The organism is Streptomyces mauvecolor (assembly GCF_039532965.1).
GTDB lineage: Bacteria > Actinomycetota > Actinomycetes > Streptomycetales > Streptomycetaceae > Streptomyces > Streptomyces violascens.
Genome location: NZ_BAAASQ010000002.1, coordinates 466,960 through 481,007, shown reverse-complemented (window position 1 = coordinate 481,007; position 14,048 = coordinate 466,960). Strand labels below are relative to the sequence as shown.

The following is a 14,048-nucleotide window of genomic DNA, read 5'->3' as shown; positions in this document are numbered from 1 at the left end:
CCGAGGCCCCGCTGGACGGCAGCACCCCCGCCGGCGCCGGGGTCGTAGAATTGGGCGCATTGTGTCTGAGCACCCCCACACCCCAGAAGCCCCGGCCGCGGCGGCCACCGAAAAGGTCCTGCCCAGGGACAAGGCGCCCCGGTTCCCCGGCGGCCCGGCGGCCGACCCCGCCGGATCGCACCACGAGCGCAGGATCCGCAGCTTCCAGCCCCGCCGCAGCCGCGTCACCACCGGCCAGGGCGAGTACCTGGAGCGGCTGTGGCCGGTGTGGGGCTTCGACATCGACGGGCTGCGCACGATCGACCTGGGCGAGATGTTCGACGGCCTTCCCGTCGTCCTGGAGATCGGCTTCGGCATGGGCGAGGCCACCGCGCAGATGGCCGCGGACGACCCCGCCACCGGCATCCTCGCCGTCGACGTGCACACCCCCGGCCAGGGCAACCTCCTCGGGCTCGCCGAACGCGGCGGCATGAGCAACATCCGCGTGGCCAACGGCGACGCGATCATCCTGCTGCGCGAAATGCTGGAGCCGGAGGTCCTGGACGGGCTCCGGGTGTACTTCCCGGACCCTTGGCCCAAGGCGCGCCACCACAAGCGCCGTCTGATCCAGCCCGAGTTCCTCTCGCTGGCCGCGACGCGGATGAAGCCCGGCGCCGTCCTGCACTGTGCGACGGACTGGGAGGACTACGCCGAGCAGATGCTCGAAGTGCTCGGCGCGCACCCCGACTTCGAGAACACGGTGGAGGGCGGCGGCTATGCGCCGCGGCCCGCGTTCCGGCCGCTGACGCGGTTCGAGGGGCAGGGTCTCGACAAGGGCCACGTGGTACACGACCTGCTGTTCCGACGGGTCGGGCACAGCGGGTAGTGCAGGCACCGTCGCGGATTGTCAGTGACCCTCGTTAGGGTCGTCTGGTGTCCTTCGAGTCGCTTCCGCATCGCCCGCATCCCGGGCAGGCGCCCCAGCAGGCCGGGTCGGCCCTTCCGGCCCAGCCGGTTCCGGCGTGCGCGGACGAGCCCCGGTTCGACGCGGTCCCTCCGGACCGGTCGAAGTGGCGCTACCGGCCACGCCGTGACTTCTGGCGTTCCAAGGCGGTCCGCGCGGGGGCGCTGATCACCCTGCTCGCCCTGTGCGGCCTGGTCATCCTCGCGCTCGTACGGGAACAGACTGGCACCGAGGGGTTCCTGGTCGGCCTGGGGCTCGCGGTGCTTCCGGTGCCCTTGCTCGGCGCCGCGTTCCGCTGGCTGGACCGGGTCGACCCGGGGCCGTGGCGCAACCTCCTGTTCGCCCTGGCGTGGGGCGCCTGCGCCGCCGCCCTGGTGGCGATCATCGCCAACTCGTTCGCGACGCGCTGGATAGCCACGGCCACCGCCGACCCCTCCTCTGCCGACCATCTGGGCGCCAGCGTCATAGCCCCGATAGTCGAGGAGAGCGCGAAGGCGGCGGCCGTCCTGCTGCTCTTCCTCTTCCGCAGACGCGACTTCAAGGGGATCGTCGACGGCGTGGTCTTCGCCGGTTTCACCGCGACCGGCTTCGCCTTCACCGAGAACATCCTCTACCTGGGCAACGCGTTCGGCGAGGACCAGGCAAGCCACAGCGCGGGCCTCGCCTCGACGACGGCGGCGACCTTCTTCGTACGGGTCGTCATGTCGCCGTTCGCGCACCCGCTGTTCACGGTGCTCACCGGCATCGGGTTCGGCGCGGCCGCGCTCGCCCCGCCCGGCAAGCGGCTGCGCCGCGTCGTGTTCCCGCTGGGCGGCCTGGTGTGCGCGATGGGCATGCACGCCCTGTGGAACAGCTCGACGCTGTTCGGGGTGTACGGCTTCTACATCGTGTACGGGGCGTTCATGGTGCCGGTGTTCGGGCTGCTCACCTGGCTCGCGATCTGGAGCCGGCAGCGCGAGCTGCGTACGGTCGCCGCCGAGCTGCCCGCCTACGCCGCGGCCGGCTGGCTCGGGCCCGCGGAACCGCTCGCGCTGTCCTCGATGGCGGCCCGCGCGGCGGCCCGCGACTTCGCGCACCGCACCTTCGGGGGGAAGCCGGCGGCGCGGGCGGTCGCCGAGTACGAGGCGTTCGCGACCGCGCTCGCCTTCCTGCGGCACCGCGCCTACCGCAGCGCGGGCGCGGTCGGCCCCGGTCCCGACTTCGCGGCCCGCGAGCAGGAGCTGCTCCACCATCTGTGGGAGCGCAAACCGGTCGCGGGCCCGGCGCTGCTGTACGCGGCGGGGGCCACGGGCCGGATCTGGCTGCCCCCGCAGCCGGGCCCGCCGCACCCCTACACCCAGCACGCGCAGTTCGCGCCGTATGTTCCCTACGTTCCGCAGGTTCCCTACGGGCAGCCGGGCCCGGCCGCGGGCCCCGCGCCGTACAACCCGTACCTACGCTGAGGCGGCCGTCAGCTCGGAGACCTGCGCGTCCGTCAGCTCCAGGTCGGCAACCGCGAGCAGCGCCGGGAGCTGCTCGACGGTACGGGCCGAGGCGATGGGCGCCGCGACGGTCGGCCGGGCGGCCAGCCAGGCCAGCGCCACCGTGGCGATCTCGGCGCCGGTCTCCTGGGCGACCTTGTCGAGCGCGGCGAGCACCTTGCGGCCCCGCTCGGTCCCCAGGTGCTCGCCCGCGCCCTCGGCCCGCCGGCTGTTCACCGACTGGCCCGGGCGGTACTTGCCGGTGAGGAAGCCCGAGGCGAGCGCGAAGTAGGGGACGGCGGCCAGGCCCGCGCGGGACGCGGTCTCCTGGAGGGCGCCCTCGTACGTGCCGCGCGAGACCAGGTTGTAGTGCGGCTGGAGCACCGCGTACTTGGCGAGGCCCTCGCGGTCGGCGAAGTCCAGGGACTCCTGGAGCCGCTCCGGGCTGATGTTGGAGGCGCCGAGCGCGCGGACCTTGCCGTCCCGCACCAGCTGGTCCAGGGCGGTGACGATCTCCTCGACGGGGACGGAGGGGTCGTCGAAGTGCGTGTAGTACAGGTCGATGAAGTCGGTGCCGAGGCGGCGCAGCGACTCCTCGACGGCGGCCTTGATGTTGGTCGGGGCCAGGCCCTTGTACCCGGGGTGCGCGCCCACCTTGGTGGCCACGACCACGTCGTCCCGGTTGCCGCGGGCGGCCAGCCACTTCCCGATGATCGTCTCGGACTCGCCACCGGAGTTTCCTTCGCCCCACGCGGAGTACAGGTCGGCGGTGTCGATGAAGTTGCCGCCGCCGTGGGTGTAGGCGTCCAGGACGGCGAAGGACTGGTCCTGGTCGGCCGTCCAGCCGAAGACGTTGCCGCCGAGGGAGAGGGGGAAGACGGAGAGGTCGGAGCTGCCGAGCGTACGGAGAGAGGTCATGGGTTGATCAACTCCCTTACGGGAGTGGGTATTCCGGACCACGCCCACCAGCACCCCCTGGGGCTCCGCCCCAGACCCCGGGATGCCCCACCCCGCCCCTCCCCGTGAAGATGCTTCTGGGGCTCCGCCCCAGACCCCGTTCGCGCCTGAAGGGCGCTCGTCCTCAAACGCCGGACAGGCCAGGAGTGGGCTGCTGTCCGAGATCGGCTGACAGGCTGAAGACGCTCGGCCTGCCAGCATCAACCCTGTTAGGGGCGGGGCTGTGACATGTGCGGCTCCGCCGCGATGGGGGTCCCCCCTGTTCGAGCGGAGCCGAGAACTTGGGGGAGCGATCAGCCACGTACGGCCCGCACCCGAACGCCATCCAGCCCCTCCGGCGTTTGAGGAGCGGGGGTGTGGGGGCAGCGCCCCCACCAGGGACCAGCCCGCCTCAGGGATTCAGCCCCTTCGACTGGAGCCAGGTCATCGGGTCGATGCCCGTGCCGGACGGGGTGTGGACCTCCAGGTGGAGGTGCGGGCCCGTCACGTTCCCGGTCGCGCCCACGCGGCCGATCACGTCACCCGTCGACACCTTCTGCCCCACACTCACCGCCAGCGACGACTGGTGGCAGTACCAGAGCTCACTGCCGTCATCCAGCGTGATCACCGTGCGGTAGCCGTACGCCCCGGCCCAGCCCGCCGACTTGATCGTCCCGGAGTGGATCGCCTTGAGCGGCGTGCCCGTGGGGGCGGCGAAGTCGAGGCCGGTGTGGTGGCCCGAGGACCACATCGAGCCGGCCTCGCCGAAGGTGGAGGTCAGCGTGTACGAGCCGACCGGCAGCGAGTAGCTCGCGGCCAGCTTGGCCAGCCGCTCCTCCTCCGCCTTCTTGGCCGCGGCCTCCTCGGCCGCCTTCTTCTCGGCGGCTGCCTTGGCGGCGGCCGCGTCCTGCTTGGCCTTGGCCTCGGCGGCCGCCTTCTCCGCCGCGGCCTTCTGCGCGGCCGCCTTGGCCTCGGCGATCGCACCGGCCTTCTGCTGCTCGGCCTGCTGGAGGATGCGCGCGCGCAGCGCCTCACCCGCGTCGGTGGCGCCCGCCTCGGCCTCGCCGGTGGACAGCCCCGTCATGGTCAGCGGCGAGGCGGCGATCTTCTGATCGGCCCTGGCGGCGGCGGTCTTCGGAGTGTCCGGGCTGTCGTGCGAGACCAGCTCGCCGACGCCGGGCAGCGACCCGAGGTCGGGCAGGTTCTCGGATATGGAGTCGGGCAGCGATATGGAGACCGGCGGCTTGGTCTGCGCGGTGGCCATGCCGCCCGCGCCGACCGCGGCGATGACGCCGACGCCCAGAACCGTGGAGCTGCGGGCGAGCCCGCCGCGCTGCTTGGCCACCCGGTGCCGGCCGCGTACCGGACGCACCGACTCCTCGGTCGGGTCCCACTCCTCCCAGCTCTCGGTCTCGCCGGGCACGTCCCCGTACAGCGAATGCGGAGGCAGGGGGGTGTCGAGGGCAGGCTCGTTGGACGCCACGAAGGCGTGCTCCTTTCCTTCCTTACCGCCTACCGGGTTAGCGGTGGGGGTCCCCCCTGGCCCTCAAGGCCTTGGGGGAGGGTTCGGAGCGGAAGGTCTCCTACGAGCGTCCCTGACGGACGTCCGATTCACCCCAAGTTGGTGGTTCCCCGGTTCCCTCGCGGGATTCGGCGCATGCGCACGGTGCCGCCTTTTCGGCGGCTGGGACGACCGCGCTGCGTTATCGAACGTTAATAGACAGCGGGGGCGGATTCCAAGCCGTTCCCACTGATCGTTAACGGTCCTGGCCAGGACTTAATACCCCATAGGCATGTCAAATCGGGCGAGTTGACGGCCCCTCAGGGCCCTTCCGCCTCACCCTCGCCACACCCAATTTCTGACGGTGTGTCAATTGTTATGCGGAGGGAGACCCTTCAGGCACACACCGTCACGCCCTCTACTTCACGATCTTGACCGTGCGGCGCCGCTGCGGCTGGCCCTCGGCCGGGCGGGCCACCGCGAGCAGTGCCATGTCGTCGTTGGAGCCGCCGCCCGTGTAGCGGCGCACGTCGTCGACGAGCGCGTCCAGGACCTCGTCCGGACCGGGGAAGATCGCGCCGCGCAGCCGGGTGCCGGGGTCGTAGAAGACACCGGAGCCGTCGCGCGCCTCGGACAGGCCGTCGGTGTAGAGCAGCAGCGTCGCCCCGGGCGGGAAGGGGCGCACGTCCGCCCGGTCCGGCCACACCCCGAGGTCCGCCATTCCGAGCGGCAGCGCGGGCTCGGACGGCACGAGCATGTCGAGCGAGCCGTCCGCCCCCAGCATGAACGGCTCGGGGTGCCCCCGGTTCACCAGGCGTACGGTGCCGTCGCCGCGCGGGATCTCGGCGAGCAGCGCGGTGGTGAACCCCTCGACCGCGTCGAGCCGGTCGCGCCGGGTGCCCTCGCGGGCCAGCGCCCGCTCCAGGCGCTGGGTGACCGCCTCCAGGGACGACTCCTGCTCGGCGGCCTCCCGGAACGCGCCGATCACCACGGCGACGGCCTCCACCGCCTGGAGCCCCTTGCCGCGTACGTCGCCGACGATGAGCCGGACCCCGTAGGGGGTGTCCTGCACGGCGAACAGGTCCCCGCCGATGAAGGCGTCCGCCTGCGCGGCCTCGTACCGCGCGGCGACATTGAGCCCGCCGATGCGGGCCGCCGGTGTGGGCAGCACGGCGCGCTGGGCGGTCTCCGCGATGACGCGCTGGGAGGCGAGCTGTTCGCCGCTGCGGCGCAGGATGCGGTTGATGACGAGGGCGAGGGCGCCCACCGTGAGCACGGTGAACAGCTCGCTGGACCCTTCGCCGAGGTTGGGCAGATCGTGTATGAACCAGAGCGCCACGACGGCGGCCACCGAGCCGAGGCCGATGAAGGCGGTGCCGCGGCCCGAGTAGAACGGGGCGGCGGCGACCGGCGCGCCCGCGAACAGCGCGGCGGCCGTCAGGTCGGGCGGGGTCGAGGCGTCGAAGACGAAGCCGACGACGACCAGCAGTACGGGTAGCGCCCGTACCAGGCGCCTGTCGCCCTCTGCTCGCTGCCGCACCCGTCCAGCCTGGCGCTTCCCGGCTCCTCCGGCGACTCGGCGCGCCCAACCGGGGCAGTCAATGGCGGCGGCAGCGGTGGGGCCCCGGGCGTCCCCGGGCGCAGCTCCCCCTGGTGTGGCGATGGTTGGCACCCTGATCGGGCACGCACGGCAGCTCGACCCAGCCGCCGCGATTCAGCCGGCAGCCGTGCGCGGGGCCCGCGGACCCGGCGGCCGGCACTCCCTTGACGGGGAGGGGCTCCCCCAGTTCCTCGCAGCCGCTCAGCAGGAACACACCCGCGGCGAGCAGCAACACGACAGGCACCTTCCGCCGTGTCCCCGCCCGTGTCCCGGTCCTCGTACGCTCACTCATGGCGCACGCGAGACTACTCCCCGCACGTGCTCCCGGTGTCCGGCCCGTCCGTGAGGTGCCGCTCGGCGTACACCGTCAGGCCGTCCCTCACGAAGGCCGCTGTGCCCTCGCCGTGCTGGTCGTAGTTGACGCCGAAGCGCGGGTCGTCGACGTACATCCGGCCGAGCCCGATGACGTACGACCTGCCGACGCCCGCCGTGGTGGACAGCCAGGCGACGTGGCGCCGCGCGATGTCCTGCGCCTCGGCGCCGTCGGCCGCGAGACCGGCCTTGTGCGCCCGCCCCCAGTCCCGGGCGATGTCCTCGTGCTCCTTCAGGAACCCCTTCTTCTGCTGCTCGGTGAGCGAGCGCCACCAGCGGTCGCCCTTCTCGTAGGCGTCCCGCCCCCAGCGCCGGCTCACCTCCTCCTCGTACTGGGTGTGCTCGAAGCCGTCGAACACTTCCTCCGCCATGAGCTCCTCTCCCTTCTCGGTCTTGTGCAGGGTGGTCCGCACGGACGCGATCTGCCGCGCGATGCGCTCGCGCTCCTGTTCGAGGAGGCGCAGATGGGTCCGCAGGGCGGCCGCCGGATCGCGCTCGCCCTCCAGGAGCTCGCCGATCACCGGCAGCGAGAGCCCCAGCTCCCGCAGGAGCAGGATCCGCTGGAGCCTGACCAGGGCGTTCTGGTCGTAATAGCGGTATCCGTTGCTTCCGATGCGGCTCGGGGCGAGCAGGCCGAGGTCTCCGTAGTGGCGCAGGGTGCGGCTCGTCGTCCCGGCCTTCTTGGCGATCTCCTGGATCGACCACTCCTTGCCGTTCACACCGACCACGCTAGATCTTGACGTTGCGTAAAGGTCAAGGCGCGTTTCGAGGGATCGGGGGAACGCGAAGAGGCCCGGCACTTGATGACAAGTGCCGGGCCTCTTCGTTCAGTAGCGGGGACAGGATTTGAACCTGCGACCTCTGGGTTATGAGCCCAGCGAGCTACCGAGCTGCTCCACCCCGCGTCGGTAAACACAACTGTACGCCATTCGGAGNGGGGCCGGGGGGCACTGCGCGACCGGCCACGACGGCTCGCGGCCGACGTGCACGCTTACCGGATTACCTGGACGAGGCGCTGCGACGGCGACGCGCGCCCAGCCAGGCAACCGCTCCGCCGAGCGCGACCAGAGCCGCGGCGACACCCGCGTACAGGCCGGTGTTGGAGTCGGCGCCGGTGTGGGCCAGGCTGCCCGTGGCGGACGTGGCGGTGGTGAGGTTGGCGTTGCCGGCCGCCGCTACCGGCGCCGCGGAGCCGGCGGCGGACGCGGCGGGCTTCGCGGAGGGCGTGCCGGTGGGCTTCGTGGACGGCTTGGTGGTGGGGGTGGTGGTGCCCTCGTCGATCGGGCCGAGGGAGAACTGCGCGGTGGCCCCGCCGAACGGGTAGGTGTTGCCCGAGGCCAGCGAGACGTCGGCCTCCGCGGTGATCGGGGTGACCTTCTTGATCTGGGTCTTGACGCCCAGGTTGATCCGCAGCGGCAGGGTCCGCACGCCGGAGGCCGAGCCGAAGCCCTTCGGGATGGTGGGCAGGGCGACGCTGCCGTATTCGACCTTCAGGTCCTGCCAGCGGCCGTCGATCAGCGCCTGCACGAAGAAGGCCGGGGTCTTCACCTGGGGGCCGGCGTACGAGAGCTGGAGCCGGGTGGTGAGCGCGCTGCTGAACACGCCGTCGCCGGTGGCCTGGTAGTGCAGGTCCAGGTACTGGCGGTCGTTCGGGTGGTCCATGGTCGAGCCGGGCTTCTTCTCGAACCAGGTCTTCAGCCGGCCGGCCTTGATCTGCGGGTCGGCCTTGAAGGTGTGCGAGGCCTGGTGGTTCTGGGCGACCTCGCCGTTGAGGCTGGTCGCCGTGAGCTTGAAGTCCCCGTCGTTGGTGGGGTAGCCGGCGCCGAGGCCGATGGTGACCTTCCAGGTCAGCTTGCCGTTCGCCGGGACGTCGAAGCCGGCGCTCAGGTCCTTGCCCGACGGGTAGAACATGCCCTGCCAGCCGCCGTCCTGGTGCCCGACGAAGGACTTGGTCGCGGGTGCGTCCACGGCCTCGACCTTGAAGGTGACGTCGTCGCTCTGCAGCGGGCTGGCGCCGACCGCGTCCCCGAGCATCCAGGGGTGGAAGGCCTGCGTCTTCGCCGTGGGGTTGCCCACCGTCAGCTCGAACGTCTCGGCGGCCCCGCCCCGGGTCAGCGGCCCGTTGGGCGCCGGGGTCCCCATCGTCATCACCAGCGGACGCTGGGCGTCGTCGGACGTGGCGGCCTGCGCCGACATCGGCAGCAGTACGGTGCCGGCGACGGCGGCGACGACAACGGCGGTGGCGGCAGGACGGAAGAGGCGGTGGGCGATGCGAGCGGACATGGTGGACTCCCCCCAAGGAGACACAAGGGCGTTCTGCGCAGCGGCAGTCGGCGAAGAAGACAGAGAGGTTCAGCGAAAGACCGGCCGGCTGCGGCAGAGCGCCGGAGCGACGGCACGATCTGGGTGGTGCGAAGAGTGATGCGAAGGTTTGTCGCCGCTTCGCGGGTCTTGCACTCCCCCCCGCTGCTGCGATGTGCTCATCTTCTGCCAGAACCTGACCCGGAACAATCTCCACTCTGTCACCGGTAGGCAACAGAGGTTCGGCCTCGTCAGCGGGGGTTCGAGGCCAGGGAACGCGCGAGGTCCAGCCAGCCGGTGAGGGTGCGTGCGGCCGCCCCGGAGTCGATCGAGTGCCGCGCCTCGCGCAGCCCGGCCTCGAAGGCATCGTCCAGACTCCGCTCCTCCAGCCCCCGGTACGCGGCGAGCGCCCCCGCGGCGTTGGCGAGCACCGCATCGCGGACCGGCCCGGTCTCGCCGTCCATGACGCGCCGGACGGCGAGCGCGTTGTAGGCGGCATCGCCCCCGCGCAGCGCGTCGGGCGCACACCGGGAAAGCCCGAACTCGGCGGTGTCCAGGCGCAGTTGACGCACCGACTTCCCGGCGGCGACCCACACCCGGGTGGGAGCGGCGGTGGTGATCTCGTCCAGTCCGTCGTCGCCGCGTACGACCAGCGCACTGGCCCCGCGGGCCGCGAGCACGTCCGCGAGGACGGGGGCCAGCGCCGTGTTGGAGCAGCCGACGACGGCGGTACGGGGCCGTGCAGGGTTGGTCAGCGGGGCGACGTAGTTGATGACGGTGGGCACGCCGAGGCTCTTGCGGACCGGTCCCGCGTGGCGCAGCCCGTGGTGGAAGCGGGGCGCGAAGGTGAAGCCGATGCCGGCGTCGTGGACGCAGCGGGCGACGGCGTCCGGGGTGAGGTCGAGCGGCAGCCCGAGCGCTTCCAGTACGTCGGCCGCCCCGGCCTTGCTGGAGACGGACCGCCCACCGTGCTTGACGACGGGCACCCCGGCCCCGGCGACGACGACGGCGGCCATGGTGGACACGTTGACGGTGTGCGCCCCGTCGCCCCCGGTCCCGACGATGTCGACGACGCCGGCCCCGTCCACGGCAAGGGGAACAACCCGCTCCATCAGCGCGTCGAGCAGCCCGTGGATCTCCTCGGCGCTCTCGCCCTTGGCACGCAGCGCCACCAGGAACCCGGCGACCTGGGCCGGCTCGGCGGCGTCGTCCATGACCTGCCGCATGGCCCAGCGGGCATCGTCCGCGCGGAGGTCCTCACCACGCAGCAGTACGGCCAGCAGGTGCCGCCAGGAGCGGTCGGTGTCGGTCACGGTTTCCCCTCGATGCGGGCACGGCGGGACCGCGCGGTGGTCCAGCCCACGTTATCGGCAGGCCCCGCCCGCACCTGGTGCCGGGCGAACCGATCGCCGCCGTCGCCACTACCGTGCAGCCGTGACCGCACCTGCACAGCGCCCGCTGCTCTTCCTCGACGTCGACGGACCGCTCATCCCGTTCGGGCGCCCGGGCGGGTATCCGACGTACGAGCCGGACCCCGAACCCGGGGGTGGCACCACCAACCCCCTCCTGACCAGGCTGAATCCAAAGTTCGGTCCTCGGCTGGCGGCGCTTTTCTGCGAGCTGGTGTGGGCCACGACATGGATGGCCGACGCGAACGAGTGCATCGCCCCACGACTGGGCCTGCCGGAGCTGCCGGTACTGAGTTGGCCGGATGCGTACGACGACGATCAGGACGGGCTGCACTGGAAGACCCGGGCCGTCGTCGACTACGCGGCCGGGCGGCCCTTCGCCTGGGTCGACGACGAGATCACCGCCGCCGACCGGGCGTGGGTGGCCGCGCACGCCCAAGGGCCGGTCCTGCTCCACCGCGTAGACCCGCGCCAGGGACTCACGGATGCCGACTTCACGGCGCTTGAGGGGTGGTCGCGGGCCGCGGGACAGGGATTTCCGCCCTGACACCCACCGGAGAAGGCAGCGCCGCCGCCCGTCCCCGAGGCCGGTCAGGGGAGCAGGCTGAAGCCGAGCAGTACGGCGGCCTCGACCCGCACCGTGCCGGGGGCGAACGCCCCGTCGGTCTCCGGGTCTCCGCCGAGGCGGCCGCCGTGGCTGCGCCGCCCCACGGTTTCCGGGTCGACGTCCTGGATGTGGATCACGGGGCCGAGTTTCACCCCGCACGTCTCCGCATACACCTCGGCCTTGCGCCGGGCCGCGGCCACCGCCCTGCGGCGGGCCTCGTCCCGCATCGCCGGCTTGTCGAGCACGTCGAAGTGGACCTCGTCGACCCGGTTCGCCCCGGCCTCGACAGCGTCCTCGATCAAGAGCTCCAGCCGGTCCAGGTCCTCGGTCTGCACGGTGTACTGCGCCACGCAGCGGTAGCCGCGAAACGTCCGCTCCCCGCCGTATCCGTCGAACTGCGACGTGAGGTCGAGGCGCGATCCGGACACCTCGGAATCGGGTATGCCGTGCTCGCGCAGCACGGTACGCAGCCTGGCGACCGCCGAACCGGCCTGCTCGAAGGCCTCCTTCGGCGAGGGCGCGAGCAGGTCGACCGCCAACTGCACTTGAGCGACCCTCGGTTCGGCCGACACATTGCCCGCACCCAGCACACTGAGCCCCCAGGGCTCTCTGATCTCTGCCATACGGGGATCCAACCACTGGGCACTCGCGCCAGGTGCCGAACGTGCCGGGAAACTCGTGGCGTTGGGGAAGGCGCCCTTCAGGTGCCGCTCAGCAGCAGATTGGCTTCGCCGTCCCGCTCAAGGAAGCCACATGACCGAATCCGTGGTTGAGGGTCGGCCTCAGCGTCCGACGAGAGCGATCAGCGCAACCAGGAGCGCCACGATTCCGGCCGGCTCGGCAGCCACCGTCAGCGTCGGGCGCCGCGGAGGGACACCGGGGGGCGGCACCGTGGGACGTCCCACGCAGAAGAGATCGTCATGCCTGAAGCCGCACCGCACCGGCCACCGGCTCCTTCGACGTCGTCCAACCTGCGGCATCCTGCCTCTCGCCGCGGCCCGGATCCCGGCCGCCCCACAACGACCGAGCGCCCCGGCCGGGATTCCCGGTCGGGGCGCTCGACTGCAGGTCAGAGGGGGTTAACCCCTCCCCCACCACAGGTAGGCCATGTCGGACTCGAACCGACAACCAACGGATTAAAAGTCCGCTGCTCTGCCAATTGAGCTAATGGCCCTTGGCGAGTCACCCCCGAGCATAGCCGGACGGCGCCCGGCAGCCGATCGGGTATCGGCTGCCGGGCCCGTCGCGGGTCGAACACCCCGCCCGCGGAACCCCTCCCGCCCGGGACAGAGCGGGTCGAATCACCCCGTACCCCTCATTCCCGCAACTCCCCCGCCTCGACCGGCCGCAGGAACCACCGGCGGGCCGAGACCAGCCACCACACCGTCGCGAAGCCCAGGACCGCCAGGACCGCTATCGGGGCGTAGTTGAAGGTTTCCCAGGTCACCGGGGAGACCTGGGGCAGCATGAACAGGACTGTGATGACCGCCACCCAGGCCACCGCCGCGACGCCGATCGGGCGCGACCAGCGGCCCAGGTGCCAGGGGCCCCTCGCGAAGGCGTCGCCGCGGAACAGGCGCAGCAGGGTCGGGATCACGTACGCGATGTACAGGCCGATCACCGCGATCGAGGTCACGGCCGCGTACGCCGTCACGTTGATGAGGTAGGGCAGGCCCAGGACGAGCGCCGCCCCGGCCGCCAGCCACACCGCCGCCACCGGCGTGCGCGTGCGCGGGCTCACCGTGTGCCACAGCCGTGAGAACGGCAGCGCGCCGTCGCGGGAAAAGGCGTAGATCATCCGGGAGTTGGCGGTCACCGAGGCCATTCCGCAGAAGAGCTGGGCGCCGATCACCACAAGCAGCAGGAGTTTGCCGCCGGTCGCTCCCAGGGAGTCCAGGAGGATCTGGGCCGGGGGCGCGCCCGTGTCCGAGTTCAGCTGGGTGTCGTACGAGCCGATCGCGTACGTGAAGCCGAGCAGGAGGACGAAGCCCGCTATCCAGGACGTCCAGATCGAGCGGACGATGCCGCGCGGGCCCGCCGTCGAGGCGTCGTGGGTCTCCTCCGTCATGTGCGCGGAGGCGTCGTACCCGGTGAAGGTGTACTGCGCCATCAGCAGGCCGATCAGGACCACGTACACGCTGTTCGTGAAGCCCGTCTCGTTCACGAAGTGGGTGAAGACGAAGGATGTGGACTGGTGGCGGTCCGGGACCAGTGCCAGCGCCGCCACGATCGCCGCCACGCCCAGGACGTGCCACCACACGCTCACGCTGTTCAGGATGGCGACGATGCGCACGCCGAATGTGTTCAGGAGGCCGTGCAGCAGCAGGATCGCCGCGAAGAGCAGGATCGTGCGGGCCGGGGTCACCTCGAAGCCGAACTGGAGGTTCAGGTACGCCCCGAGGAACGACGCCGCGCCGAAGTCGACGCCCGCCGTCACCGCGATCTGGCCCAGCACGTTGAACCAGCCCGTGAACCACGCCCACGCGGCGGCCTGGCGGGGCGGGGCCAGGCGGTGGGCCCAGAAATAGAGGCCGGCCGAGGTCGGGTAGGCCGAGCAGATCTCCGCCATCGCCAGGCCCACGACCAGCGTCATCAGACCCACCGCGACCCAGCTCCACGTGATGAGGGCCGGGCCGCCGGTCTTCATGCCGTACGCGTACATCGTCAGGCAGCCGGAGAGCACCGAGATGATCGTGAACGAGACGGCGTAGTTGGAGAAGGCCGACATGCGGCGGGCGAGGACCTGCTTGTAGCCCAGCTGCGCCAGGCGTTCCTCGTCCGACCCCGGAGTGCCCCCGGGCACTCCCTCGCTGGTGGTGCCGACGTCACTTGTCATGCCCCCGGTGATGCCCGCACCGGGGGCCCGACATGCCGTCGGTCAGGGACGGATTGACCGGATCCGGATGGCCGGCCGGTCAA

The 14,048-nt window shown here is 71.6% G+C and carries 11 protein-coding genes, 2 tRNA genes and 1 riboswitch; of the genes, 3 read left to right on the top strand and 10 right to left on the bottom strand.

The features are described from left to right. Positions 1-58 precede the first annotated feature (58 nt). On the top strand, positions 59-865 hold the full coding sequence (gene trmB / locus ABD346_RS02950) for a tRNA (guanosine(46)-N7)-methyltransferase TrmB (RefSeq protein ID WP_381225354.1): 807 nt from the start codon (positions 59-61) through the stop codon (positions 863-865). Between the two features lie 47 nt (positions 866-912). Next, complete coding sequence (locus tag ABD346_RS02945) at positions 913-2,385, top strand: PrsW family intramembrane metalloprotease (RefSeq protein ID WP_344371189.1); 1,473 nt, start codon at positions 913-915, stop codon at positions 2,383-2,385. Here ABD346_RS02945 and ABD346_RS02940 read toward each other — a convergent pair. The 7 genes from ABD346_RS02940 to trpD form a co-directional block, all read right to left on the bottom strand. Further along, positions 2,377-3,321 (bottom strand): aldo/keto reductase, encoded by a 945-nt coding sequence (locus ABD346_RS02940; RefSeq protein WP_344371188.1) that lies wholly within the window; start codon positions 3,319-3,321, stop codon positions 2,377-2,379. The genes ABD346_RS02945 and ABD346_RS02940 overlap by 9 nt on opposite strands. A gap of 430 nt (positions 3,322-3,751) precedes the next feature. Further along, positions 3,752-4,822: a M23 family metallopeptidase gene (locus ABD346_RS02935; RefSeq protein WP_381225022.1), complete on the bottom strand. Its 1,071-nt coding sequence runs from the start codon at positions 4,820-4,822 to the stop codon at positions 3,752-3,754. 11 nt (positions 4,823-4,833) lie between these two features. Continuing rightward, positions 4,834-5,005: riboswitch (cyclic di-AMP (ydaO/yuaA leader) on the bottom strand. Positions 5,006-5,258: 253 nt separating this feature from the next. Further along, positions 5,259-6,443, bottom strand: a complete 1,185-nt coding sequence (locus tag ABD346_RS02930) for a PP2C family protein-serine/threonine phosphatase (RefSeq protein ID WP_381225357.1) — start codon at positions 6,441-6,443, stop codon at positions 5,259-5,261. Positions 6,444-6,745: 302 nt separating this feature from the next. Beyond that, positions 6,746-7,531, bottom strand: a complete 786-nt coding sequence (locus ABD346_RS02925; protein ID WP_344371186.1) for a MerR family transcriptional regulator — start codon at positions 7,529-7,531, stop codon at positions 6,746-6,748. Between the two features lie 112 nt (positions 7,532-7,643). Beyond that, positions 7,644-7,717: transfer RNA gene (locus tag ABD346_RS02920), tRNA-Met, on the bottom strand. Between the two features lie 94 nt (positions 7,718-7,811). Then, positions 7,812-9,095: an LPXTG cell wall anchor domain-containing protein gene (locus tag ABD346_RS02915; RefSeq protein ID WP_344371185.1), complete on the bottom strand. Its 1,284-nt coding sequence runs from the start codon at positions 9,093-9,095 to the stop codon at positions 7,812-7,814. 269 nt (positions 9,096-9,364) lie between these two features. After that, on the bottom strand, positions 9,365-10,426 hold the full coding sequence (trpD, locus tag ABD346_RS02910; RefSeq protein ID WP_344371184.1) for an anthranilate phosphoribosyltransferase: 1,062 nt from the start codon (positions 10,424-10,426) through the stop codon (positions 9,365-9,367). Between the two features lie 121 nt (positions 10,427-10,547). On the opposite strand from trpD, the gene ABD346_RS02905 reads away from it, so the two are divergent. Continuing rightward, positions 10,548-11,069: an HAD domain-containing protein gene (locus ABD346_RS02905; protein WP_344371183.1), complete on the top strand. Its 522-nt coding sequence runs from the start codon at positions 10,548-10,550 to the stop codon at positions 11,067-11,069. A gap of 44 nt (positions 11,070-11,113) precedes the next feature. On the opposite strand, the gene ABD346_RS02900 is transcribed toward ABD346_RS02905, so the two are convergent. The 3 genes from ABD346_RS02900 to ABD346_RS02890 form a co-directional block, all read right to left on the bottom strand. Continuing rightward, entirely contained in the window at positions 11,114-11,752 is a 639-nt protein-coding gene (locus ABD346_RS02900; RefSeq protein ID WP_344371182.1) for an SIMPL domain-containing protein, read from the bottom strand. A 478-nt stretch (positions 11,753-12,230) separates the two neighbouring features. Beyond that, positions 12,231-12,303, bottom strand: a tRNA-Lys gene (locus ABD346_RS02895). A 141-nt stretch (positions 12,304-12,444) separates the two neighbouring features. Further along, on the bottom strand, positions 12,445-13,965 hold the full coding sequence (locus ABD346_RS02890; protein ID WP_344371181.1) for an amino acid permease: 1,521 nt from the start codon (positions 13,963-13,965) through the stop codon (positions 12,445-12,447). Positions 13,966-14,048: the final 83 nt, after the last annotated feature.

Coding starts and splice junctions, on each gene's coding strand:
- ABD346_RS02900 (WP_344371182.1), bottom strand. CDS start 11,752: ATGGCAGAGATCAGAGAGCCCTGGGGGCTCAGTGTGCTGGGTGCGGGC.
- ABD346_RS02890 (WP_344371181.1), bottom strand. CDS start 13,965: ATGACAAGTGACGTCGGCACCACCAGCGAGGGAGTGCCCGGGGGCACT.
- ABD346_RS02915 (WP_344371185.1), bottom strand. CDS start 9,095: ATGTCCGCTCGCATCGCCCACCGCCTCTTCCGTCCTGCCGCCACCGCC.
- ABD346_RS02940 (WP_344371188.1), bottom strand. CDS start 3,321: ATGACCTCTCTCCGTACGCTCGGCAGCTCCGACCTCTCCGTCTTCCCC.